Raw genomic sequence first — 23,672 nt, 5'->3', positions numbered from 1 at the left:
CGCCAGGTTTGACCTGCCTTCAAGATAAAAGGGCCAGCCTGCTCAGAAAAATGTGAACGAGAGGTTACTACAGAATTTCACAAAAATGACTGGGAAATACGCGTATTAATTTTATTTTTTCTCTTCAGAGCGATAACGGCCGTTCATCTTCTGAAGCGTTCCCCGCTACCTGGGTTTTTCTTCCTTTCTCCCCCAGCTGAGCAGAAAGCCGGCCACAATTCCTGCAAAGGCGCTCAACCCTGCGGTCCAGTTATGAAAACGAGCAAAGAAAGTCGGCGCGAGCGGCGGGGGAACCGGCGCGACCAGCACGGCTTCCTGGCCCCAATGGGTATGGGCTGTTTCACGGCCCAGGCTGTCAAAAATGCCAGAGGGTCCCCGGTTATTGGCAAAGACCAGAGCAAGACCTTCCTCAACAGCACGCATACGACCTGTAGCCAGATGCTGCCATGGCCCTGCGCTGTTGCCATACCAGGCATCGTTGGAAATGGTCAGCAGCCAGTCCGGGCGGGCTTGCCGGGCCACAACCCCGCCTGAAAATACCACCTCATAACAGACCATCGGCCCGACCCGACCCGCTTGAGGCAGGTCCCAGCGTACCAGGCCAGCACCGGGAGTAAGCTGGCCTGGCAACAGGTTGAAGGGAATGATCCAGGGCTGATATTCACCGAACGGCACGAGTCTGCTCTTGTCATATATCGCTTCGAGCCGACCCTGCGGCCCGACAGCTTCCAGACTGTTGAACCAGTGACCGTTTTCACGTCGGTCCGAGCCGATCAGCGCCAACGCGTTGCCTGAAGCGCGCGCGATCATCTGCCGGGCCACGGGTTGCTCATCCAGCAGGGCCGGGAAAGCCGATTCCGGCCATACAACGGCAATGCCGCGCAGCTGCGCCCCCCTCTCAGGGCTCTGTCGCAAGCGAGCCAGCAATGTTTCAGCCTGCTGTACGCCCCGGGCCGTCATCTGCAGATAGTGGCCGAACTGCTCAGCCGGATCGATATGGCCCAGCACCTCATCTTCCGACACATTGCCCTGAACAAGCACCACTACCGGCATGGGCACGGTCAGCGGGCGCGCATGATACAGCCGCATGCTCCCCCACCCGCACCAGAGCCCGAAAACCGCCAGCACCCCGAACTGGGCCCTGCGTCCCAGCCACATTGCCAGGGATGCCAGAACCAGGCAGAAGGTCAGGCCATTGACCCCGATGAGACTTGCCGGCTGCAGCAATACATCGCCGGCCCGACCCGGCACCTCCAGCGCGCTTCCAAGCGGATTCCACGGGAAACCGGAAAAGATCAGCACTCGGCACATATCGGCCAGCGTCCAGCACCCGGCGAAGATCAGCACCCGTGGCCAGCCCGGGGCACCGTAGCGGCAGACCACGGCCGGCACCGCAATCAGCGGCGCGATGACGAGAGCGACGCCAGGGGCTGCGAAAGGCACCACCCACCAGAATTCATGAACGCGCGTCAGAATGGCGTTGGTCAGCCAGTAGAGCCCGGCCGTATGCAGCCCCATGCCATAAAAAAAGCCGCGCCAGGCCGCCTGCTTCCAGTTCCGGGCAGCCTGAGCCGCCAGATAAAGCAGACCCAGAGAGGGAATAAGTACTGGAAACAATGTCAGCGGCGGCAAGGCGAGCGCACCGAAGGCGCCTGCGGCACACATCAGCAAAACCATGCGCCATCCGCCTGACGGCAGCCGTTTCAGGAAGTGGGCACCGATACCAGGAGCAGAAGAACATGCAGCCGCCACATCTGCGGAAACGTTGCCGGGAGAGAGACTCTCAGTCGAGCGCATCGCGCAGGCGGCGCTCGTAATGGCGGTAATATTTATCTGCCAGCAGCTCGCTTTTCACCAGCACAGCCACGTCGGTCGTGTTGAACTGTTCATCGACCACCGCACCGTCTCCCACGTAACCGCCCAGGCGCAGATATCCCTTGATGAGCGGCGGCAGACGGCTCAGGCACCTGCGCCGATCCAGCGTGGCCGGGTCAGAGCGCTGCATGTCCACATACCGTTCCGGCCGCGCACGGACACGAAGGGCTGGAGGGGCGAGATGGTTATGGTACAGCCAGGTCAGCTCATCAGCCAGGCTGTCGGGCTGAATGCCGTGCAGGCTGGCACAGCCGAAAAGCACATCAATGCGGTGCAGAAAAATGTAGGAAGCGATCCCGCGCCAGAGCAGTTGCATGGCTGAGCGCCCGCGATAGTCGCGCGCCACACAAGAACGACCGACTTCCAGCAGGTTACCCGGGAAATCCGTCAGCAGGGAGAGGTCATATTCCGAGGCACTGTAAAAATTGCCTGCTTTTGCCGCCGCTTCCGAGCGCAGCAACCTGTACGTGCCCACCACCCTGTCACGCCCGAGGCGGGAATGATCGATCACCAGCAGATGGTCCGCCACATCGTCATAAGGGTCGACATCACGGCGGCTCCGGCGGGTGGCGGCATCCGGATGCGCACCCATTTCCTCGAAGAATACCTGATAGCGCAAAGCCTGCGCCGCATCGCGCTCTTCCTCGTTAAGGGCCAGGCGAACGCCCAGCGTGCCTCCCCGAAGTTCCTGAAAACCCCCATCCCGGTTCAGCGACAGGGTGGCGAGCGTTTCCATCTGACGCCTGGTCAGGGCACTGCTTTCAAGAGGACTGCGCGCAGGCAGAACCGTTGTTTCCACCTGACCAGCAGCCTTTTCCACCAACAGTGTCGGGGAGGCATCTTTGACGCTCATTCTCGCTCATCCTTTACCTGGGACGCGGGCCTGCGCGTCTTTTTTTCCGCCCCTGCCGCATCTTCACGGCGCCTGCCGAACAGTTCGATCCGGTAGGAAACGAGGTCATAGCCCAGTTTTTCTGCAATCCGGTTAAAAAGGCGTGCGGGTTCATCATCCTCGAACTCGACGACCCGACCGCTTTCAATATCTATCAGATGGTAATGATGACCGTGTTCCCGCGTTTCGTAACGCGCCCGGCCGCCACCGAAATCCCGGCGTTCGAGAATGCCCTTTTCTTCCAGCAGCCTGACCGTGCGATAAACAGTCGCCACTGAAATGCGGCTGTCGAGTGCACTGGCGCGACGGTAGAGCTCTTCCACATCCGGATGATCATCTGCTTCGGACAGCACATGGGCGATCACCCGTCGCTGCCCGGTCATTTTAAGGCCGTGTTCAACACAAAGACGCGCAATCGGCGAATCCCCGACAGCGTTTTCACTCTTTCCGTTCCCTTGCGGAGAGAGCGGGGCTTTTTCCAGTCGCATGACAGGCTGACGCGCGGCCGGCTGATGCGGTGATGGAGAACGCTCAGAGGGTTTCGTGCTTACCACCATATCGTGGGGCGTAGCCGATCCGGGGTCTGGTTGTCCAATTTCCGATGTTTCGCAGCCGAAAAATCACGCACGCCGCCCCAGATGCTCCTGCTCTATCAGAGTCATTCTCAATTACAGGTTTTTACAGTCTTTCTCAATCGCTCTCCGCCGTTTCTGCTTCTCACGCCCCGGAGCGCGCTTGCCCGCCTTACTCTTCAGCAGTGCCTTCATCGCGCCGGCGACCCAAGCCGATCCGCCGCGCCAGAGAAGAGCGGTGGCTGGCATAATTGGGCGCAACCATCGGATATTCCGGCGGCAGATCCCAGCGCTCGCGATATTCCTGCGGGGTCATATTGTAGGCGGTCTTGAGATGACGACGCAGGAGCTTGAGCTTCTTTCCGTCTTCCAGGCAGATGATGTAATCGGGAAAAACGGACTTGCGCGGCGGAACAGCTGGAACCGGTTTCTCAGGAGCTTTCTCAGCGGGCGCATCTGCTGCGGCAAGCGCTTCATGAACGGCACGCACAAGAGCGGGCAGACCATCAGCCTCAATATCATGACTACCGACATAAGCGGTCACGATTCGAGCTGTCAGTTCTCGGAGATCGGAATTGTCAGGCTGGCTCGACATAGGACTCTCTCCTCCAATTCTTTGGTCATCTCTTTTAAAAAACTTACTACTCGTTTTATTATCTTACAAGTATAAACATTACCGATTTATTTTACTTTGACATTTTACTTTGACATGCCACTATTATGTTCATGAGTGGCAATGACCTCCAGACCCTCGACATTCGACATCTGATCTGCCCCATGACCAGTGTTCATCTGCGTCTGGCACTTGACCAGCTCCCTCCAAGGCAACAACTTCGCATACTGCTGCATGGCAGAACGACCCTGCACAATGTCCGTGCCATGCTGGCGACCCTGCACCGGGAATGCCTCGTTACGGAACTTCTGCCCCAAGAAGTCCGCCAACCGGCCGATCCCGAGGACCATGCCCTCCTCATCGAGCCTGCCCGCCAGGCTTCTGCTTCACAGGGCGCACATGACGGCCGCTGACCAAGGCTTCCTGCCCAACGATCTCTGGCGAGGGCAACCAAAGCGGGTCAGGATAGTTCCTCAAGACACATGACACAGGCATCGCTGCCGTCAGGATAATAGGCCTGGCGCAGCCCCGCCTGGCGGAAACCAAGCTGACCGTAAAGCGCCAATGCCGCTCTGTTGTTCACGCTCACTTCCAGAAAGATCTTCTCAGTCTTTGGCGCTTCTACTGCTGGGCAGACCAGGAAAGCCTGCAGAAGGCTGCTGGCCTGGCCTCTGCGTCTGAAGGCCGGACGCACACCCAAAGTGAGGATTTCACCCTCCCCGCCCGGCAGCAGGCGGGTCAGCAGAAGCCCGGTCGGTTCTCCGTCCACCAGACTGATCCAGCCCTGCGTTCCCGCAACCGCCAACATTTCCCGAAAGGCCTGCGCCTGCCAGCGTTCAGCGGGCGGAAATATTTCCGCATGCAGACAGGCCAGCAGTTCAGCACTGCTCGGGCCGGTTTCATGCACGCCAGTGGGGCCTGCCTCATGCTCAGGCATCATGTCCAACCCTCTGGAACGATCTCACTGCGGTGGGAGACGCAGACCGGCAGCCGGTAATCTGGCTTCTGGTGGATCGACATAAAGGGGGGTGAAAGCTCTTTCATCCTGCGCTTCTGCAGCGCGGGATAACCTCCGGGCCCAGCTGGACCGGGCAGCCTTCAACAGGCCGGAAGCCAGTGGCGCGCTGCAGGGCAGAATCTCCACCTCTTTTCCCAGGCGTTCAAGCAGTTCCGGCAGGGCCTCGCTCCCCTCCACCGCATCACCTGCCACACGCTGCCACTGGCCGGGCCACACTTCTGAAATCGGCACAGCATAAGGGTCCGTTACGGCCATGAGCCCGGGTGGCGGGTCGACAAAAATCCGCCCCCTGCGGGCATGACACAGCACTGTGGCCTGCCGGTCATCAAGCGTTGCGCGTATGGCTTCTCCCAGCGAGACACCGATGCCTGCGCACTGCCAGCCCCGCCTGAGGCCGGCGGCCAGGGCCAGTGTTGCGCGCAATCCTGTAAAGGAGCCGGGGCCTGTTACGGCAATGACCCCAAGCTGCCGGGCCTTTTCACGCGCAGGCAGCCTGTCCCAGCCCGCTTCTTCAAGGAGCTGGCGCACCACCGGCACGAACCGTTCCGAAGCGCCGCGACCCGGCAGCTTCCTCTCAGCCAGCAGGGTATCTCCTTCCATGAGAGCCACCAGATTGTTCTCCCCCGTGCCGGCTGCCGAACCGTTCAGCAGAAGGGTCCGAACGGGAAAAGGCAGCACAGCTTGTCTTCCCTGGCCTTCTTCAACCTCCGGCACCGCATGGCAGATGCGGCTGCTCAAAGGCACAGACAGGCCTCGTCAAAAGACAGGCGCGGCGCACGCGGCGGCAGGGGGGTGCCCTCCTGCGGATAACCGAGAGCCAGCAGGAAATTGGCCCGCCAGCTGCGATTGGGAAAAATGTTTTCCTCAACGCTCAGCGCATCGAAACCCGACATCGGCAAAGCAGCCAGGCCGAGCGTCCGTGCGGCCATGAGAAAATAAGCGCCCTGCAGGCTTCCGTTGCGAAAAGCGGTTTCCTCGCTCAGTCCGACATCAGCCGCAAACCAGTCCCGCAGGCCCTCCACCGGGCTGAGGCGGGGGAGCTGTTCGAAAAACAGCGAATCATAACCGATGGCAGCGATGACCGGTGCCTGCATGGCGCGTGCAACATTGCCAGCCGCCAGGGCCGGGCGCAGTTTTTCCTTTGCTTCCTCAGTGGTGAGAAATACCACCCTGGCAGGGCTGCAATTGCCTGAAGTCGGCCCCAGCTTGGCCAGATCATAGAGCCGGCGCAGCATCCACCCCTCCACCGGTCGATCAGAAAAACCCGCCGGCGTGCGGTGATGGGTGAACAGTTCCGTCAGGACCGGATCCGGCGCATCAGGCGCCGGTGAGACCGTAGAAGAATACATGACCGTCATGGGCAACCTGTATCATGTTTCAGATTGAGCGTTCCAGAAAACCGGGATTTCCGCAAAACAGCCGAGCGCTGCAGGCAGCTCAGGCCTCCACCTGTTCCACGCCGACAACCTCCGGCACATAATGACGCAGCATGTTCTCCACCCCATGACGCAGGGTGGCGCGTGAGGACGGGCAGCCGGAACAGGCGCCGCGCATGCTGAGATACACCATGCCGTCCCTGAAACCGCGGAAGACGATATCTCCCCCGTCCGCAGCAACGGCAGGACGGATGCGCGTATCCAGAAGGTCACGCACCTGGCGGACGGTCTCCGCATCCGCCTCCTGGATCGGCATGATCAGCTTTTCCTCTGTTGCTAGGCTTTCCCGCGCCCCTTGCAGGGCTGGCTCCCCGCTTTCGAAGAAATCAGTCAGCACGCCCAGAACCACCGGCGACAGCTCCGCCCAGTCCACATGGTCCTCTTTGGTGACAGCGACAAAATCATGTCCCAGGAAAACTCGCTGGATCTCAGGCAGAGTGAACAGCAGCCCCGCAAGCGTGGAACGGCCCTGTGCCGCTTCTGGAGACGTGAAGTCAACCGGGTCCTGGTTGCCTGTTACGCTCCGGCCAGGCAGAAATTTCAGCGTGGCCGGATTAGGCGTCTCCTCGATTGCGATCACGACCGGCGGTGCAGCTGCAGGACCGGAAGAAGTCGTGAAGGAAGTGTCAGTCATCAGAAGAAATCCTTTTTCATTTTCCGGTTCATCACGCCTCTCCAACTGCTTCGGGGTCAAGCTGGCGGTCTTAGGGATATGGGGCTGCTTATAGCTCATGGAAGCTTCGGCAGGTCAAAGACTTCTGCCCTGCACCGCTGAAAAACCTTTCAGCTGAGTGCGCCGTATCAGCTAAGATCAACAGGGACACAGGGCTATGATATTATGGGACTTGCTGTATGACTGGCTCTCTCCGGGCAGGCGTGCCTGTACTGCCAACAGCTCTCCCGGCAGTTCCCCTGTCCAGACCTGAGGGCCGCCCTGTTGTGCCACCTGCCGACTTACCGTCTCCATAAGGTCACTTACTTGAAAACCGACACGCTGCCCTCCCCTGCTTCCGCCCGCCTTGCGCCTGGTGTCGTCAGCGGCCAGGATTATCAGACGCTCCTGCAGGCCTGCCGGATCGGCCGCTATGCCCTGCCGGCTGTTAATGTGTGCAGCACTGACACCGCCAACGCCGTTCTGGAAGCTGCAGCCCGCAACAGATCCGACGTCATCCTGCAGGTCTCCAACGGCGGCGCGCGCTTCTACGGCGGCCCTTCCCTGCCCGACAGTCACCGGGCCCGCGTTCTGGGTGCCCTTTCACTGGCGCGGCACGTGCACATCATGGCGCGGGAATACGGGGTGGCTGTCATCCTGCACACTGATCACGCTGACCGCTCCCTGCTGCGCTGGGTGGATGATCTCATCGGCTTCAGCGAAGCCGAGTTCACCCAGACGGGTCGCCCGCTTTTCAGTTCCCACATGCTCGACCTCTCAACGGAACCGTTCGAGGAGAACATGCGCGAATCGGAGCGCTTCCTCAGGCGCCTGACCCCTCTGGGCATGGGGCTTGAAATCGAGCTCGGCATCACAGGCGGCGAAGAAGACGGTATCGGTGACAGCCGCAATGAAAACGGCCTGCCTGCCGATGAAACACAGCTTTATACCCGCCCTGAGGAAGTCTTTGAGGCCTGGAAGCGCCTCTCTCCCCTAGGTGCGCTTTCCATCGCCGCTTCCTTCGGCAACGTGCACGGTGTCTACGCGCCCGGCAATGTGCAGTTGCGCCCCGGCCTCCTGAAAGAAGCGCAGAAACTGGTCCAGCAACATGCCCATGATGGACCAAATCCGCTGCACCTGGTGTTTCACGGTGGCTCGGGCACCGATCTCGACCAGATCCACGAAGCCGTGTCCTATGGGGTCTTCAAGTTCAACATTGACACCGACACGCAGTTCGCTTTTGCCCAGGGCGCTGCAAAAGCCATCAATGCCCATGAAATGGCTTTTCAGCATCAGGTGAATCCCTATACCGGCCAGCCCCTGAAACGCTTTTACGATCCCCGCGAATGGCTGCGCTCAGCCCAGCTGAGCTGCGTGTCGCGGCTGGACCGGACCTTTGAGATTCTCGGTGCGCGTGGCCGCACGCTCTGCCGCACCCCCTGACGCCTGCAGCCTTCTTTCTGCAGGGTCGGACGGAGCCAGATCAACGCTGGCAGGAAGTCAGCGTTGCCGAACCGGCTGCGTCAGAACAGGGCGGCAGGGGGCCATGCATGCCGGGCAGGGGCCAGAAGAGCTCAATGCCGACGGAAATGAGCACCAATAACAGCGCCAGCAGGGCCCAGGGCCACAGGCTGGGCAGACGTCGCCTGTCGGGGGGAATGATTCCCTTGATCTTCTGCCACTGCGCGCCTTCGCGCATCATCCGCTGCGCCTCGGTCTCACCCGGCTGGGGTGGCAGAACCTCAACGACCGGCTTTTCTTCCTTCTCGTGCGGGTCGGCGCTGTGCGGATCCATTGACATGCTTCTCCTCTGCCCGTCTACGTGCCAGCTCAGTTCAAGGCGGCCGGTTCAGCGAGAATAGCGTTCATTTCCTCCCATTCCCGCTTGCTGAGCCCTGAATCTGCCTGGGTGACAGTCTCACCAGCCAGGCGGCGGCGGAGCACCTGCAGCATGGTCGCAGAAAAGCTGCGCGCACCCAGACGGTATTCCTTGAAGGCAGCCGCGGTCAGCGGCACCCAGGCTTCCAGAATCTCCATCATTTTCTGCGCGTAAACGCGGATCTCATACTGCGCGTGACTGTCGGCGCGCAGGGCGAGGAAATGCATGAGATTATGCAGATCCACCTTCCAGTACCATTGGGTATACATGTTGAGGGTCAGGTTCATGCGGGCCAGCTCACGCGCAACCCCCAGCCCTTCGGGATCGAGCATCGTCTCGTAATCCGCATAGCATTTCATGGCGTCGCGCTCGAGAATATCCAGAACTTCCCGCGCGGCTTCGGGAGGCAGGACATTCCCCCGACCCTGCCGGTTTGAAACGCTCTGGGCCGCGATGTCCCCAGGGGCTGGCAGATAGAATTCACGGTCGAGGATGGAGTAGCGAGCCGAGTATTCATTCACGTTCGCCATGCGGTGGCGAATCCACTGCCGCGCCACGAAAAGCGGCAGTTTGACGTGAAATTTGATCTCGCACATTTCGAAAGGCGTGGAATGGCGGTGACGCATGAGGTAGCGGATCAGCCCGGCATCTTCAGAAACACGCTTGGTGCCGCGCCCGTAGGAAACCCGCGCTGCCTGAACCACCGCGCCGTCATCGCCCATATAATCCACCACACGCAGGAAACCGTGATCGAGCACTTCGAACGGCGCATAGAGAATCTTCTCCATTGACGGCACCGTAGGGCGCAGGGTCGGCTGGGGTTCATGGCGCTGTGTCATGATTTCTGCGCGTTGGTCTTCAGTCAGGGCCATGCCTTCTTTACTCCTGCACCTTTGAGACGGACCGGAAAGAAGCTTCTGCCAAACCGCTGTCTCTCCTCCAGACGCTTCGTTTTAGAGGAAAGTCAGCAATATGGGTATCTCTGATAAAGCGGCGGCCAAGGAATTTCCCCGAGACAGACCAATATGGAAAAGAGAGGTGAAAATCCGTTTTCACCCTGCTGAAACGTCTCTGCCTGGCTGTCTGAAAAACATAAAAAACTTGCTTTTTCGGGGCAGAAAGAGTATAAAGAAGGCGTCGAAAGTTTTCTTCCGACTATGACAATAAACGATAGATGAAATAAGTGTAGTGGACCCGGGGGCAGTACCCGGCGCCTCCACCATTATTTTCTTCCGATGCGCTTGCCGTGCGGAAAGAAGCTTATGGGGGCGAAACAGGCTCGACACGCATGGTAAAGATCTATTTTTTGTCCGGCATTGTACCACCGTTATCGGGCTAAACTTACAGGTGCCAACGATAACTCTGAGGTGCTCGCTGTTGCTGCATAAGCGATAAGCGCGGTTCGGGAGGGCACCGGGCAACAGAAGCCCTCCCACTTCAAGCAAGAATTTTTACAACAGCTTCCCCAAATGCTTCCAGCAGGCGCATTCGGGGAAGCTGTTTTTTTATGCCCGCTTCTCACGCCCTGCAGCTGACTTCAGCACCATGGCGCGGGCGGCGCCGTAAACATGATAGAGCGAGCTTGCCGGCATGTCCGCCGACAGCGCCCTGCCTGCTGCATCGAACCGGTCAATCCAGCCGCCCTGGAGGGAAGCCGGCAGAAAGCGGTGCATTACGTTATCCGCAAGGCACGCCAGGATGGAGAGCCCGCCCTTACGCCCGGCATGCTGCGCCAGCAGACGCAGACATTCGGTCTGGGGCCACAACCGCACGCTCGCTTCACACAACCCGCCCTGCCCGTCCAGACTGTCGAGGACAAAACCGGCATTGACCCCGCTTTGGGCAAACCCCTTGCGCATGGCCAGAGAAAAAAGCTGTTCCGCCACCTGATGAAGGGATGCAGCCTGTGCCGGTCTCAGGCGCGCACCTGCCTGCGCCCCGTATTGCCCGAGCAGCCAGGCCCACTCGAACTGGTGCCCGGGCTCGACCCGCATGCTTGCAGGCGCGCCTGCAAGGGGTTGCCAGTCCAACTGGAAAAACTCCTGCAGATATCCCGTTTCAGGGTGGATCATTTTCCGGCAGGCCAGTGTCACCAGTCCCTGTGCCTCATCCAGAAAGACGGGCTCAGGCCAGGTCTGATGCAGGGCCAGCAGGGCCTCAAGCAGATGCATGTGCGGATTCTGGCTCCGTCTCGCACGATCGCCAGGCGCAGAAGCCCAGCAGGCATGCAGACCGCCATGGGGCGCTGCAAAGATTTCCTTCACTTCCCCCAGCGTTACCAGCGCACGTTGCCGCAGCTTCACGGCCAGACTGGCCTCGCCCCGTCTGAAGGCCAGCCGTCCGGCAAGCGCATGGGCGTAGAGAATGAAAGCATGCCCGTAAAGATCACGGCACGGATCAGCGATTTCACCCCGCTCATTGAGGGAGAACACCCAGCCTGACTGCCCGTCCGCCCGATGATACAGCCGCGTCACACGCTCAAGCGTCCCAAGAGCACGTTCTGCAGCCTCTGTCTGCAGGGCTTCAGGCAGCAGACCATCCAGCGCGGCCTGGCTGAAAGTTGCGATCTGCCGTGCCTGGACCATGAGCCGACGCTCAAGTCCGCCTATCGGCTGCCCTGTCAAACTCAGACGCTCGTGATACAGACCCGTTTCCGTATCGAAACCCCTGGAATGCCAGAGCGGCAGGGCGCGTTCCTGCAGCCAGGCAAGCCAGCGCTGCCCAACCACCTCCAGACTGCAGCTAAAACGGTCCGCACCATGATCTCGTTCGGCAGTCATGCGTGGATCACTCAGGCTGGACGACATCATCAGGATCTGGCTGGCCAGCAGAAAGGCCGGAGCGCTCAGACACCAGTTTCCCTACGATGGCAGTAGTCGAGTGCCCTTCACGCAGCGGCACCAGATGCACATGCCCGCCGCGACGGCTGACAATGTCAGCCCCCACCACTTCCCTGGCCTGGTAGTCGGCCCCTTTGACCAGAATATCGGGCTGCAAGGCCTCGATAAGAGGGTAGGGCGTGTCTTCATCAAACAGAACGACCATGTCCACCCCTTTCAGAGCGCCCATGACCCGGGCCCGGGCCTCTTCATCCTGCACCGGACGGGCGGGTCCCTTAAGCCGGCGTACTGACGCATCGCTGTTCAAGCCGACAATAAGCCGGTCACCAAGCCGTGCTGCTTCTGCAATCAGGGCAACATGGCCGGGATGCAGCACATCGAAACAGCCATTGGCAAAGACGATTCGGGCCCCATCCTGGCGCCACGAAATCACCTGCCGCTGCGCCTGCACCCAGTCTGCCGGGCTCAGCTCCATATCTGCACCCGAAATCCTGCCCTCCTGCAACGCTTCTTCCAATTCACGGCGTGAAACGCTGGCGGTTCCCAGATGGCCCACCGCGATACCGGCAGCCACCGCCGCCAGGCGCATGGCCTCCTCGATCGGGCTCCCCCCTGCCAGAGCCCCTGCCAGAGCCGCCAGAACCGTATCGCCTGCACCTGACACGTCATACACTTCCGCTTTGCGGGCCTGCACATGGTAAAGGGGCGTGGAGACCTGGGCTGTGCCTGATGAGGGGCGCCACAGCGTCATGCCTTCCTCCGAACGCGTCAGCAGCACGGCACCTCCGAAGGCAGCTGAGGCCTGCGCAGCTGCCTGGCTGATTTCCTCATCATTCTGCAGCACTGTGAAACCGGTCGCCCGCCGCAGTTCAGTCCGGTTGGGCGTGATGAGAGTTGCACCGCGGTAAGCTGAAAGATCCGCCCGCTTGGGATCGACAATGACGGGCAGCCCCCGCTTCCGCGCTGCGGTGATGATCCGGTGCAGAATATCGTCAGCAAGCGTGCCCTTGGCATAGTCGGAGATCACCAGCGCATCGGAATACGCCAGGCTTTCCAGCACATGGGTTGTCAGCTGTGTCTGGAGAGCGGGCGAGAGGGAAGGGGCAGTTCTTTCCTCATCAATACGCACGATCTGCTGTCGCCCGCTCAGCACGCGCGTCTTGGTGATGGTCTGCCATTCAGGCGTTCTCACCACGCCTTCCAGCCGCACCTCTCCTCCTGCCGCCGTTTCCCCCTTCCAATGGCCCAGAGCGGCCAGAAGGTCATCCCCGGCAGCGTCCTGCCCCACCAGCCCGACCAGATGGACCTGGCAGCCCAGGGCTGCTGCGTTGACCGCTACATTGGCCGCCCCCCCGGCAACAGCTTTCTGGTCAGTATGGAGCAGAACCGGCACCGGCGCCTCAGGCGAGATCCGGCTCACCTCACCGGAAATATAACGGTCAAGGAGAAGATCCCCGATAACGGTCAGGCGCCCGAAATGCAGTGAGGGAAGCATGAACGATTCTCCGGGCTGAAAATGGCCGGACAGTTTCTACCGTCAGGCGAATTCCGGCACAGCAAAGGCAAGGGCGTAACGCCCCTTAAAAACCGGCATGCAGGGATAAAACAGGCTGCGGCTGGGCAATACAAGGCCGGGGCTTGCCGACTGTCATTGGTAAGGCCGGACCAGCTGAGAAAATTCTCCCCCTTTCCTTCCCTCTTCCTGCCATTGCGCTTAGACTGAGCCTTACTCACAGCAGGGCCTGGTACTGGTCAGGATAGCTTCCCTGATCCCGACAGGGCGCAGCGAAATCGCACTTGCCCCACCCCGCACAGACCGACCTCGGTGAGACAGACAAAACGACTGGACAGGTGGCAGCAGAAGTTCATGACCGACGATCCCAACTCTCCTGATGGCCCGACCGTTCCCGTCAGTCTCCTGCCTTATGAGACCTGGCTCGAACAGGCGCACCGGGATGTGATGCTGAAAGCCCTTTCCCACGCGCAACATGAAGGGCTGCCCGGAGAACATCATTTCTACCTTACTTTCCGGACCGACCTGCCCGGTGTGGAGATTCCAGCCCATCTGCGCGAACGCTATCCGCGTGAAATGACAATCGTCCTTCAGCACCAGTTCCGTGACCTCAAGGTGGATCCCGCCCAACAGCATGTCTCAGTCGGGCTGGCTTTCGGCGGCATTCCCACCACCCTGGTCATCCCGTTCAGCGCCATTACCGCCTTCGCAGACCCGGCCATTCAGCTCATGCTGCAATTCCGCCTTCCTGAGGGGCAGGACAACAGCAAGGTCGAGGCAGGAGGCAAAGACCTGCCAACTGAAGCTGCTCAGGAAGCGACAATAAGCGATTTTCCGCCCGAAGCCGCGCGCGAGCGCAGTTCAGGGTCAGATCACGAGAGCGCCGCACCGGGCGAACGCAAGGAGGCGGAAGTGGTCAGCCTGGCCGCCTTCCGGCGCAAGCCTGCTGGTCGGGAGACTGAAGCCCGAAATCCTGATCCCCACAATAACGGGGAATAAATGTCAGTCCCTGCTTCCGGGACGAAACCGCTTTCCCCAGCCCTGCGCTGGGCCGGGCTGATCATTCTGACAGTCCTGATCAGCGGGTTTTTCCTGCTGATCCACCTGGCAGCCGGGCTGATGCTGGGACCGATGATCGCCGGAATCATCGTCGCCACCCGCAACCGGGGCGTGACGATCTCCAGACCCTGGTTTGCCATGGCACAGGCGGTTCTGGGATGCATGGTTGTCGGCTCCCTCAATCTCGGGATCCTGCACGATATCCTCGATCACTGGGCCCTGATGGGGTTCAGTGTCTTTTCGGTCATCCTGGTCAGTTTCGGCATTGGCGCGCTGCTGGCCTGGCTTGGAGTCATGCCCGGCACGACAGCTCTGTGGGGCTCATCACCCGGCGGTGCGTCGACAATGATGCTGATCTGCGGCTCTTTCGGCGCTGATCCGCGCCTGGCTGCCTTCATGCTGTATTTTCGCGTCATCCTGGTGGCCATTTCGACCTCTCTCGTAGCCCGGCTTGTGGCTGGGCCTGCCAGAGCGCCTTACCTGCCTCCCATGCCGAGCGGAAACATCGGTGCCACCCTGGCTCTCATTGCCGTCAGCACGTTTCTCGGCCTGCGCATCCGCATGCCGGCAGCTCCTCTCCTGATTGCGCTTTTTCTGGGAGGCATCGCGCAGCTGAGCGGGTTTTTCAGCGTCACTACGCCACAATGGTTACGCGTACCTGCCTATCTGATCATCGGCTGGTCCATCGGGCTGCGTTTTACGAGCGATGTGCTGAAACAGGCTCTGCATTCACTGCCGGCCGTTTTTCTGTCCTCACTCGTCATCGTAGGCGGATGCGCCCTGCTCGCCTGGCCTGTGGCACGCCTGGCGCATATCGACCTGCTCAGCGCCTATCTGGCCACAAGTCCAGGCGGGCTGGACGCTATCATCATCATCAGCGCCAGCGTGCATGTCGCTCTGCCCTTCATCATAGCCATGCAGACGGCCCGCATGCTGGCCGTCCTATTCCTGGGTCCCTTGCTGGCAAAACCGCTTGGCCGCTGGCTGGAACACCACAGACGCCCGACCCGTCACGGCAACAACCCTTCCTGACAGGATACCCGGCTGAAAAACACAGTCCCTCTCGGCCTCTTCCGGAAAAACAGTCACAAAAAACCCCGGCTTGAAAGCCGGGGTTTTCAGCGTTCTGAGGAAAAGTATCTTCCCGATCAGAGGCGCCTGAAGTTCACCAGTTCTTGGAAAGCAGCCAGAACTCTTCGGACGTCAGGGTGATGGCGTTGCAATCCGGGGTTTCAGCAGCAGCCTTGGCCAGAGCCCCGATGCGCTCGATCATGAGCGTCTTGCGCTGATGGGTCTCATTGGTTTCTTTTTCCCCAGCCAGGGTCTGCAGAGCCCCCTGAGCTGCCTTAGCAACGCGTTTGGCATCAATTGCAGCATAAGCCATGACAATCTTCCTCTTTCTGTAGCGCCGCCCTCAGGCGGCTTCTCTCACAGCCACACTGCCTGTAGCGGCCGACTGCACAAGACCCTAGCGCACCTGGCAGGGCTGTCGCAATTTCCCGTTTTCGAATTCCAGCGCGGACGCCAAAAATCAGCCTGCCTGATCAGGCTGCATGCCAGCTGGGTAGATTATGCTTGTAAGGTGTATCGAATTCTTCCGTCCAGACGGGGAAGGCTTCATGATCCCTTACGCGCATGGAAGTGGAGATCTCCATGCCATTTACCAGGCGATGCATCAGACGATTGAGCGCGCGATTGAAGATCCCAGGGCCAGTCTTGTAGGCGATGTAGAGACCCGAATGCTGATAGCCGTTCCGGTAGAGCGACAGCAGACAATCATTCAATAGTTCGCTGTTCGGCACTGAGCCGAAGAAATCATTGTGAACGACATTGTTATGGGTCAGGAACAGGGCTGTGCCGGCAGTTTCCTCAGCCATCATCTTCAGGGCTTCCGGTCCGTTGATGCGCAGATCCGCATCCAGCCACCAGCCCCCCAGAAGATTGATTACATGAACGCGCAGAAAATCCGCCGCTTCAGCAGGATGACGCGCGCTTAAGAACATACTGCGCGCCTCAACACCATAATACTGGTAGAGCCAGTTCGCCGCACGTTCCTTATCAAAGATCTGGACGTTGAAACCTTCAATCTCACGATGACGACGGAAATTCTCTTCGATCTCGGGAGGAGGATTGGCATCCCAGTACAGAAAAATATTCTTTGGAATACGCTTCTGAGGCCGATCCCCTTGGGGAATAAGCCATTCCCCGTAAAGTCTGCGCATGACTTCCAGCGTCAGGCTATCAACCTCTTCGCCGGTGTGGAACTCTTCATAAGCGTTGCCGATCTGACGGAACGCACCTTCATAATCTCCCTGACGCCAGGCTTTCTCCATCCCCCGGATATAATCGGCAAACGGAATACAGTAGCGCTCCAGCTCAGCCAGTTCTTCAGGCGCCAGATTTTCCCCCGCTTTCAGTTTGCACAGCAGAGAAACCTGCAGGAGCACGGGCGCCGTCGGAAAATGGGTCGGAACCTTGTCATGCAGATCAAAAGCACGCCTGTAAAAATAGGCCGCTTCCTGCACGTTGCGGTTCAGATGCAGGATATTGGCAATTTCAAAGCAGCTTTCGATCGTGTCACCACCCAGAATTCTGAGCTTTTCACTGGCCAGCGGATCATGGGAAATGTCGATCGCAACCGGCCCAAGAGCGCTTGCCTGAACGGACTGGAAGGTTTCAGGCGCATCCTGCTCGGTTCGCTCAGCTTCAGCCACAGAGATTTCTGGAGCCGCTTCAGAAGCCTGGGGCGCTTCCCCGTCTTCCCGCACGCGTTCCCACTCATCGAAATCTTCCGTACCACTGCCTGAAGCGGCACCAGAAATCTCTGCGGCATTCTTTACTGACGACATCACTACCGTTTCCTGTCCCTTTCGGACGCAGCGCTACAAGACTGACGGGTTGCCAGAACGTAGTTCTCCAACCCGTAGTGCTTTTCACCACTGGCGCGCTTCTGCCCGTTAATCAAGCCCAAGATAAATGATTATGACCACAAAAGCATGTATGAAAATTGCATCTTTCGTGTTTTCTCTTCCACTATGCTCACCGGCGCTCTGCTTAATAATTCTTTCTCCGCACCGCCCGCTGACAGCCGGGCAAGTGTGAGGCATGAGTAATCTGCCAGAAATCCTGTGAAAGACCACCGAAAATACACCGGTGGAAATATAGCGGTTTTCCTGTAGACAGGAAGCAACACTGCAAGCTGCCGGAATCCATTTCTTCATGACGTCTTTCGTCCCTGCTCTCCCTGCTTCTTTCCCTGTATCCGGTGGCCTGAGCCTGCTTGGCCGGCATCTGCAACGGTTTCTGGCGCTCTGTCTGCTCGCAGTCGTGGCAGCCTGTGCCAGTCAGACGGGCAGCAATATTCCCGTTCTTGAAGAACAGGCGCAGTACCGTGCCCATGCCCGCTCCTATTATGCGCCTCCCGGCCCGCCGAGTGATCCCTGGGGGCCTTACATTCATGCAGCCTCGCAGCGTTTCGATGTGCCCACGCAGTGGATCCGCGCGGTCATCCACCAGGAATCGGGCGGTCATCTTTATGATCGCTACGGACAGCTCATCACCTCGACCCCCGGGGCAATGGGGCTGATGCAGCTGATGCCGCCTGCCTATGATGACATGCGCAACCAGTTCGGGCTCGGGCCGGACCCCTACGATCCCCGCGACAATATCATGGCCGGCACAGCCTATATCCGGCAGATGTATGATATTTACGGCACGCCCGGCTTCCTAGCTGCCTATAATGACGGGCCCGGCAACGTGGACCACTATCTGCGCCAGAATCGCGCTTTGCCCCGTGAGACGCGCAATTACGTCGCAGCGATCGGCCCGCATATCGTCGGGTATTATCCTGTTCACCGCTCACAGGCCGATCTGATGGTCAGTCAGCATGACCGCACCGCCCAGCCACCTGACGGAGGCTACAGTGGCGGCGCTTATGGCGGTGGCGCCTATGCTGGCGCAAGCTATTCCGGCGGTGACGACAGTTCCGCAGGCGATACGCAAGCACCCGAAAATACCGATAGCCTCAATGAAGGCGTGCTGTCAGGGCACAGCCCGCAGAATGTCTCGGCTGCCTGGGCGGCGCGTGGTTACAGCGCCTCCCTTCCGCCCAGTGCGCCACCGGTTTCCAGCGCGCCTGCTTACGGGGGTGAGCAACCTTCCGCACCGGTTTCCGCAGTCTGGGCAGCGCGCGGCTTCAAACCGACCCCTGTGCCGCCGCCAGCCCCGGCTTACACTCCCCCAACGCCGCGTTACGTAGCCCCACACCTGAGCCCTACGCCTGTCATCCGCCCGGCCCCACCGCCTCCTTCGCAAACGGATGTCCTGCAGGAGCAGAACGAACGACCGGTTCGTATCCGCACCATCCCACTGGCTCAGTCTCCTTCGCCGCGCCGGCGCGTCAGCGACATGCCTTCAGTCGGCAACTGGAGTGTGCAGATCGGCAGTTACGGCAGCCGTCAGCTGGCTTCAGGCGTGGCGCAGAAAGTCCGCCAGGTGGCAGGCAGTACGGTTCAGCAGGCGCGCACGACCATCATCCCCGTCCAGGCCGGACGTCATGTTCTCTACCGCACCAGGCTGACCGGTCTTTCACAGCTTCAGGCGCAGGCGCTCTGCCGCAAGATATCGCATCTCTCTCCCTGCATGCCGCTCTCGCCACATTCACGTTTCTGAAAGCGGGCTGGAGGCAGCAGATGCAGTTAAGGACCGCCTTCCTGTGAAGACTTCTGAAGACAGCACAGCACCCCTGGCGGATGCCAGGCAGGCGCCTGCCGGAAAAAGCCATCATGTCGGCACCGCCAAGCCGCTGAAACTGGCTGATGACGTGGTGAGCACTGCCATCTATGGCGGGCCCGGCGATTGTTACCGCTATACCCTCAAGCGCGTCTGGGATCCCCGCAAGCCGCTGGTGATGTGGCTGATGATGAATCCTTCCGTCGCCACAGAGACGGGGGATGACCGGACTGTGGCCAAATGCCAGCGTTATGCGCGCCAGTGGGGATACGGCGGCATGTTTGTCGGCAATAGCTTCGCCTATCGCTGCACAAATCAGGACCGCCTTCTGGAAGTGCCTGATCCCGTCGGCCCTGAAGATGACCACTACCTGCTGGAGATGGCACGCCAGGCCCAATGCGTCGTTCTGGCCACAGGCACGCCCCATGCCCCCCGTCTTCGCCAGCGGGCCGTGCAGGTGGCGCATATGCTGGCTCGAGCCGGCATTCCCCTCACCGTCCTGCGCCTGAGCAAGGAAGGACGCCCGGTCCACCCCCTGTATCTGCCGGCCCATCTGACTCCTCAGCCGCTTTGTGTCGACAGGCTGCCGAAGGAAGAGACACTGGCCGACCAGACCGGCAAGCCGCCTTCAGAAGACTGACACCTCCGCCACAAAAACGCGGGTTCAGGCGCTTTCGGCGCGCCAGTTCCTGAGCTTTGTCGTCTTGCCGATACCGGGATTGAGACAGTTACATGGATCAAGCTTGCGGTAATGGTCCACCATCTCCTCAGGCGCATGATAGAGATGGCCCACATTATGCTCGGCCGGATAGCGGGCCCCTCTCTTGTTGAGCTCGACCAGCATTTCCGCTTTGACCTCCATCGGGTCATAGCCCTTCTTCACGACATAATCCTGATGCAGGACATGGCAGAGAAAATGGCCGTAATAAAGCTTCAGCTCCAGCTTGTCGGCAATGGCCTTCGGCAGATGCTCAAACCAGTTCCGGTCATTACGCCGCAAGGCGATATCCAGTGCTACGATACCTCCGACCTTTTCACGGTGTATGGCAACGTAGCGCTCGGCAGCGCCGGCAGCGGCAAAGCGATGCAGGAAGGCCAGATTACCTTCCTGCGGAGTGCATTCGAAAAAGCCCCCGTCCTTCCCGTTTTCATCGCTGGCAAAAAACTTTTCCAACCACGGCGCGAGTTTTTCACCCAGTTCCGGCGACGTGCGCACCAGAAGATGATGCTCATAGCGCTTATGGTAATCCTCAATGCGCGGCGGCACCTGACGGGGCAGAAACCTGCTGAGGAACTGCAGCGTCCGATCTCCCATTGAGCGGGGAATGAACGGATATTTCTCTCCCAGCGCATCAACCCGGGCCTTGATATCGAACAGCAGCGGCAGGTATTTGGTGCCTAAAAGACGAATGATGGCTGTCGTATCACGTCCGTAGCGATCAGCAATGTCGAAGATATCACGGTGGAGATATTCCCCGGCAATGGGGATTTCATCGAATTTCGTCAACAGCGCATGACGGATTTTCTCAAGCGTTTCAGTTGAATTGGAACCGATATAGAAAACCCGGGAATTCTTCGTAGCAGGAAACGTGTCGAGCCTTACCGCAAACACCACGAGGCGTCCGGCATTGCCTGAAGCCTCATAAAGCTGTTCAGGATCAGCATTGTAGCGGGCTGGCGTATCCGCCTCCACATCCCGCACGCGCTTGATATAATTGGCATCATGGCCGGCACCCGCGTGCCAGTCGATATCTTCCGGCGAGAATGTGCCCGCTTCCAGCTTGCGCAGAATCTCTTCCGGATTGCCCGGCAGCTTGATCCCCAGATGATTGACGAGTTCCAGTTTCCCCTGCGCATTCACCTGGCCGAAAAGTGCCATCTGCGTGAAGGCCGGCCCACGCTGCACAAGCGCACCGCCTGAATTATTGCTGACGCCCCCCAGCACGGAAGCGCCGAGACAGGAGGAGCCGATAACCGAGTGCGGCTCGCGCCCCAGAGGCGCCAGAAGGGCTTCCAGCTCATGGAGCCGGCTTCCGGGAAGGCACACCACCTGCTTGCCGTCACCGAGAAGGTGAATCCCCTTCAGGCGGCGGGTGTTGATCAGCACGACAGGCCGGTCATAGCTGCCGTCAGGCGTAGAGCCGCCCGTAAGGCCGGTATTGGCAGCCTGCATGATAAGAATGCGGCCCGCCTGCACGCAGGCCTGGGCCACCTGCCAGAGTTCCACCAGATTGCCCGGCAGCACCACGGCCTCCACCGGGCCGTTGCCGAAGCGGAAACCCTTGCGGTAACGGTAAGTAGATTGCTCGGAAGTATGCAGATGCGGCGCACCGACGATCTGGCGTAACTGCGCCAGCAGATCGGATGTCGGTACAGGAGGCGCTTGCGGGGAAGTCACCGATGATGGTGGGGGGGATGAAGGGATACGTGAATCCGTTGATACCTGCGCCTGCATGGCGGGAAAACTCCCAATTCAGGATAAATTTTTCTTAACCTTGCGCCTCTCCTAACGGAAATTCCAGCGCTACCTTCATAGTTGTCCAATGATTATTTTTATGAAGCAGGTCATTTACATAAAAAACAGCAACGCTTCACCTGCTTCATTTACCGGACCCGACCGAACAGCTTTTCAAGCTCAAGGCGGGTCAGCCGCACCCAGGTGGGACGTCCGTGAGAGCAGGTATTAGCCCGGGGATTATGCTCCATGGCCCGCAGCAGGGCTGACATTTCCTCCTGCGTCATGCGCCGTCCTGCACGTACGCTGCCGTGACAAGCCATGCGTGCCAGAACGCTTTCAATCCGTCGGTCCAGGGCTTCCGTCTGGCGGGCTGAGAGCTCAGGAGTCTGCATCAGCTCTTCAGCAATGGCACGCAGCAGTTCTTCAGCCTGGGCGCCTTTAAGCAGGGCCGGCAGCGTTCTGACCAGAACGCTGGTGCCACCGAAAGGCTCGAACTCCACCCCAAGGCGCGCAAGCTCAGTGCGACTTTCCAGCAGGGCCTGCGTTTCACTGCCTGAAAGGTCAATGACAGCGGGCATCAGCAGCGCCTGCGCCCGCAGGTGTCCTTCGCGTTCCATCCTGTCACGCAGTTTTTCATGCATGAGGCGTTCATGAGCCGCATGCTGATCAACGAGAATCAGATCACCGTCCGGCGCCACGGCAAGAATATAGGTACCGTGAAGCTGGGCAATCGGAATTCCCAGCGGATAGCGCGCTTTTGCCGGCCCCTGCACTGCTCCGGGTGTCTGGAGATCAGCAAAGGCGGTGCGGTTTCTGAAAGCGCGCGTCGTCTCCGCCAGGCCTTCAGGTTCGGCAAAGGACGAAGGAGAGGCGGAATCAGGTGAATAATGCCGCAGAGAGGGCGCAAAACCGAGATCATCGGCGTCAGTTGCGGCACTTTCCTCCCCCAGGTGGTTTTCAGATGGAAAACGCGCAAAACGGGCATCAGGTCGGGGCGTAGAAGCATTGCGTCGCACCAGCTGCGCATGCATTCCCCCCTCCTCGCCGGCCCCGCGCGCCAGCGCACGGTTGAGCGCGCCGATGACAAAAGCCCGCACTTCCGCTTCATCTGCAAAGCGCAGTTCCGTCTTGGCAGGATGCACGTTGACATCCACGCGCGTCAGGGGAAGGTGCAGATGCAAGGCGATTATGGGAAACCTTCCACGCTCCAGAACAGGCCGGTAGGCAATTCTTACCGCCGTCCGCAGCACCGGATCGGTCACCGGGCGGCCATTGACGAGCAGAAACTGTCCGGCCCCCGTTGCCCGGCTGTGCGCAGGACCCGCGATGAAGCCACTCAGCCGCATTTCTCCTGCCGCCTCCCCGTCCTCCTGTCTGGCCGCGCCGATCGGGCGACGCTCGTCCAGGGCGATCAAAGCTGCTTCAGGCAGACCGAGAAGAGCGCTGACGCGCTGGCGCTCATCCTGCACCGGAAGATTGATCACCTCGCGCCCATCCATCAGCAGCAGGAAAGCGCAGCCAGGCGCACTCAGCGCCAGACGACGTACCACCGTTTCAGAATGGCCCCCTTCCACGCGCGCGCTTTTGAGGAACTTCCGGCGCGCAGGCGTGGCGAAAAAGATATCACGCACCGTTACCTGCGTGCCCTCAGTGCCAGCAGCCGGCATGGGCCCGGAAGGGGTGCCGCCTTCCACCCGGTACTGCCAGGCACTTTCAGCACCCCGGACACGGGAAACCAGTGACAGGCGCGCGGTCGCCCCGATGGAAGGCAGTGCTTCTCCCCGAAAGCCAAGCGTGCGGATCCGGACCAGGGTTTCATCCTGAAGTTTCGAAGTGCAGTGGCGCTCAACAGCCAGGGGCAACTCTTCAGGCGTAAGGCCGCAGCCATTGTCGGTGATCTCAATGCTGTCGATACCGCCTGATTTCAGGCGGATTTCGATTCGGGTTGCCCCCGCATCAAGCGCATTTTCAACGAGTTCCTTGAGCGCCGCTGCCGGGCGTTCAACCACTTCACCCGCAGCAATCTGGTCCACGACGCGATCAGACAGACGGCGCAGTATCGGCCGGGAAGACGTTTTGGCCTGCGAACCCTCTGCGTCAGAGGGGGCGCGACTCATCATGCAGCACTGGGCAG

22 protein-coding genes and 1 other RNA gene are annotated in these 23,672 nt (G+C 59.8%); 7 read left to right on the top strand and 16 right to left on the bottom strand.

Features of this window, described 5'->3' with window-relative positions:
- Positions 1-165: 165 nt before the first annotated feature.
- From lnt to E3E11_RS04895, 4 genes are all read right to left on the bottom strand, one after another.
- Entirely contained in the window at positions 166-1,677 is a 1,512-nt protein-coding gene (gene lnt / locus E3E11_RS04910; protein WP_231118831.1) for an apolipoprotein N-acyltransferase, read from the bottom strand.
- A 106-nt stretch (positions 1,678-1,783) separates the two neighbouring features.
- Positions 1,784-2,611 (bottom strand): GNAT family N-acetyltransferase, encoded by an 828-nt coding sequence (locus tag E3E11_RS04905; protein WP_141452152.1) that lies wholly within the window; start codon positions 2,609-2,611, stop codon positions 1,784-1,786.
- Between the two features lie 113 nt (positions 2,612-2,724).
- On the bottom strand, positions 2,725-3,255 hold the full coding sequence (locus tag E3E11_RS04900) for a Fur family transcriptional regulator (protein WP_141451419.1): 531 nt from the start codon (positions 3,253-3,255) through the stop codon (positions 2,725-2,727).
- Between the two features lie 256 nt (positions 3,256-3,511).
- The gene (locus tag E3E11_RS04895) at positions 3,512-3,934 is read right to left on the bottom strand and encodes a Ros/MucR family transcriptional regulator (RefSeq protein ID WP_141451418.1); all 423 of its coding nucleotides are present in this window, start codon (positions 3,932-3,934) and stop codon (positions 3,512-3,514) included.
- A 131-nt stretch (positions 3,935-4,065) separates the two neighbouring features.
- On the opposite strand from E3E11_RS04895, the gene E3E11_RS04890 reads away from it, so the two are divergent.
- Positions 4,066-4,365, top strand: coding sequence for a sulfurtransferase TusA family protein (locus tag E3E11_RS04890; RefSeq protein WP_168189201.1), 300 nt, complete (start codon positions 4,066-4,068; stop codon positions 4,363-4,365).
- A 47-nt stretch (positions 4,366-4,412) separates the two neighbouring features.
- Here E3E11_RS04890 and E3E11_RS04885 read toward each other — a convergent pair whose 3' ends face one another.
- The 4 genes from E3E11_RS04885 to E3E11_RS04870 all read right to left on the bottom strand — a co-directional run bounded on the left by E3E11_RS04885 (position 4,413) and on the right by E3E11_RS04870 (position 7,040).
- On the bottom strand, positions 4,413-4,892 hold the full coding sequence (locus tag E3E11_RS04885; protein WP_231118829.1) for a GNAT family N-acetyltransferase: 480 nt from the start codon (positions 4,890-4,892) through the stop codon (positions 4,413-4,415).
- 21 nt (positions 4,893-4,913) lie between these two features.
- Positions 4,914-5,714 carry a tRNA (adenosine(37)-N6)-threonylcarbamoyltransferase complex dimerization subunit type 1 TsaB gene (gene tsaB / locus E3E11_RS04880; protein WP_231118828.1) on the bottom strand — a complete coding sequence of 267 codons (801 nt, stop codon included), beginning with the start codon at positions 5,712-5,714 and terminating at the stop codon, positions 4,914-4,916.
- Positions 5,705-6,319 (bottom strand): malonic semialdehyde reductase, encoded by a 615-nt coding sequence (locus E3E11_RS04875; RefSeq protein ID WP_231119031.1) that lies wholly within the window; start codon positions 6,317-6,319, stop codon positions 5,705-5,707. Before E3E11_RS04875 ends, tsaB begins: the two co-directional genes overlap by 10 nt.
- An 88-nt stretch (positions 6,320-6,407) precedes the next feature.
- Positions 6,408-7,040, bottom strand: a complete 633-nt coding sequence (locus E3E11_RS04870) for a NifU family protein (RefSeq protein WP_141451415.1) — start codon at positions 7,038-7,040, stop codon at positions 6,408-6,410.
- 345 nt (positions 7,041-7,385) lie between these two features.
- Between E3E11_RS04870 and fbaA the strand changes: the two genes are divergently transcribed.
- Positions 7,386-8,501 carry a class II fructose-bisphosphate aldolase gene (gene fbaA / locus E3E11_RS04865; RefSeq protein WP_231118826.1) on the top strand — a complete coding sequence of 372 codons (1,116 nt, stop codon included), beginning with the start codon at positions 7,386-7,388 and terminating at the stop codon, positions 8,499-8,501.
- Between the two features lie 40 nt (positions 8,502-8,541).
- Here fbaA and E3E11_RS04860 read toward each other — a convergent pair whose 3' ends face one another.
- Positions 8,542-8,853: a hypothetical protein gene (locus tag E3E11_RS04860; protein WP_141451414.1), complete on the bottom strand. Its 312-nt coding sequence runs from the start codon at positions 8,851-8,853 to the stop codon at positions 8,542-8,544.
- 35 nt (positions 8,854-8,888) lie between these two features.
- On the bottom strand, positions 8,889-9,809 hold the full coding sequence (gene thyX / locus E3E11_RS04855) for an FAD-dependent thymidylate synthase (protein WP_141451413.1): 921 nt from the start codon (positions 9,807-9,809) through the stop codon (positions 8,889-8,891).
- A gap of 225 nt (positions 9,810-10,034) precedes the next feature.
- On the opposite strand from thyX, the gene ssrA reads away from it, so the two are divergent.
- Positions 10,035-10,374: a transfer-messenger RNA gene (gene ssrA, locus E3E11_RS04850) on the top strand.
- Positions 10,375-10,442: 68 nt separating this feature from the next.
- Here ssrA and E3E11_RS04845 read toward each other — a convergent pair.
- Positions 10,443-11,717, bottom strand: coding sequence for an AGE family epimerase/isomerase (locus tag E3E11_RS04845; protein WP_168189200.1), 1,275 nt, complete (start codon positions 11,715-11,717; stop codon positions 10,443-10,445).
- 7 nt (positions 11,718-11,724) lie between these two features.
- A complete protein-coding gene (gene rfaE2, locus E3E11_RS04840; protein WP_141451411.1) occupies positions 11,725-13,272 on the bottom strand; it encodes a D-glycero-beta-D-manno-heptose 1-phosphate adenylyltransferase in 1,548 nt (515 codons plus the stop codon).
- A gap of 372 nt (positions 13,273-13,644) precedes the next feature.
- On the opposite strand from rfaE2, the gene E3E11_RS04835 reads away from it, so the two are divergent.
- Complete coding sequence (locus E3E11_RS04835; RefSeq protein WP_141451410.1) at positions 13,645-14,289, top strand: SspB family protein; 645 nt, start codon at positions 13,645-13,647, stop codon at positions 14,287-14,289.
- A complete protein-coding gene (locus tag E3E11_RS04830) occupies positions 14,290-15,381 on the top strand; it encodes an AbrB family transcriptional regulator (protein ID WP_141451409.1) in 1,092 nt (363 codons plus the stop codon).
- Positions 15,382-15,514: 133 nt separating this feature from the next.
- Here the strand turns inward: E3E11_RS04830 and E3E11_RS04825 are convergent, their stop codons facing one another.
- Positions 15,515-15,733, bottom strand: a complete 219-nt coding sequence (locus tag E3E11_RS04825; protein WP_141451408.1) for a hypothetical protein — start codon at positions 15,731-15,733, stop codon at positions 15,515-15,517.
- 160 nt (positions 15,734-15,893) lie between these two features.
- On the bottom strand, positions 15,894-17,198 hold the full coding sequence (locus E3E11_RS04820; protein ID WP_141451407.1) for a glycosyltransferase family 32 protein: 1,305 nt from the start codon (positions 17,196-17,198) through the stop codon (positions 15,894-15,896).
- Between the two features lie 370 nt (positions 17,199-17,568).
- On the opposite strand from E3E11_RS04820, the gene E3E11_RS04815 reads away from it, so the two are divergent.
- Positions 17,569-19,020 carry a lytic transglycosylase domain-containing protein gene (locus tag E3E11_RS04815; RefSeq protein ID WP_141451406.1) on the top strand — a complete coding sequence of 484 codons (1,452 nt, stop codon included), beginning with the start codon at positions 17,569-17,571 and terminating at the stop codon, positions 19,018-19,020.
- A gap of 73 nt (positions 19,021-19,093) precedes the next feature.
- Complete coding sequence (locus E3E11_RS04810) at positions 19,094-19,720, top strand: DUF1643 domain-containing protein (RefSeq protein WP_195804982.1); 627 nt, start codon at positions 19,094-19,096, stop codon at positions 19,718-19,720.
- Between the two features lie 24 nt (positions 19,721-19,744).
- On the opposite strand, the gene dld is transcribed toward E3E11_RS04810, so the two are convergent.
- Both dld and mutL read right to left on the bottom strand, forming a co-directional pair.
- Positions 19,745-21,535 (bottom strand): D-lactate dehydrogenase, encoded by a 1,791-nt coding sequence (gene dld, locus E3E11_RS04805; protein WP_141451404.1) that lies wholly within the window; start codon positions 21,533-21,535, stop codon positions 19,745-19,747.
- Between the two features lie 149 nt (positions 21,536-21,684).
- On the bottom strand, positions 21,685-23,655 hold the full coding sequence (gene mutL, locus E3E11_RS04800) for a DNA mismatch repair endonuclease MutL (RefSeq protein WP_141451403.1): 1,971 nt from the start codon (positions 23,653-23,655) through the stop codon (positions 21,685-21,687).
- Positions 23,656-23,672: the final 17 nt, after the last annotated feature.

The organism is Oecophyllibacter saccharovorans (assembly GCF_006542375.1).
GTDB classification, from domain to species: Bacteria; Pseudomonadota; Alphaproteobacteria; order Acetobacterales; family Acetobacteraceae; genus Oecophyllibacter; species Oecophyllibacter saccharovorans.
Note: the sequence above shows the minus strand (reverse complement) of the source record. Positions and strands in the feature narration are given on the sequence as shown.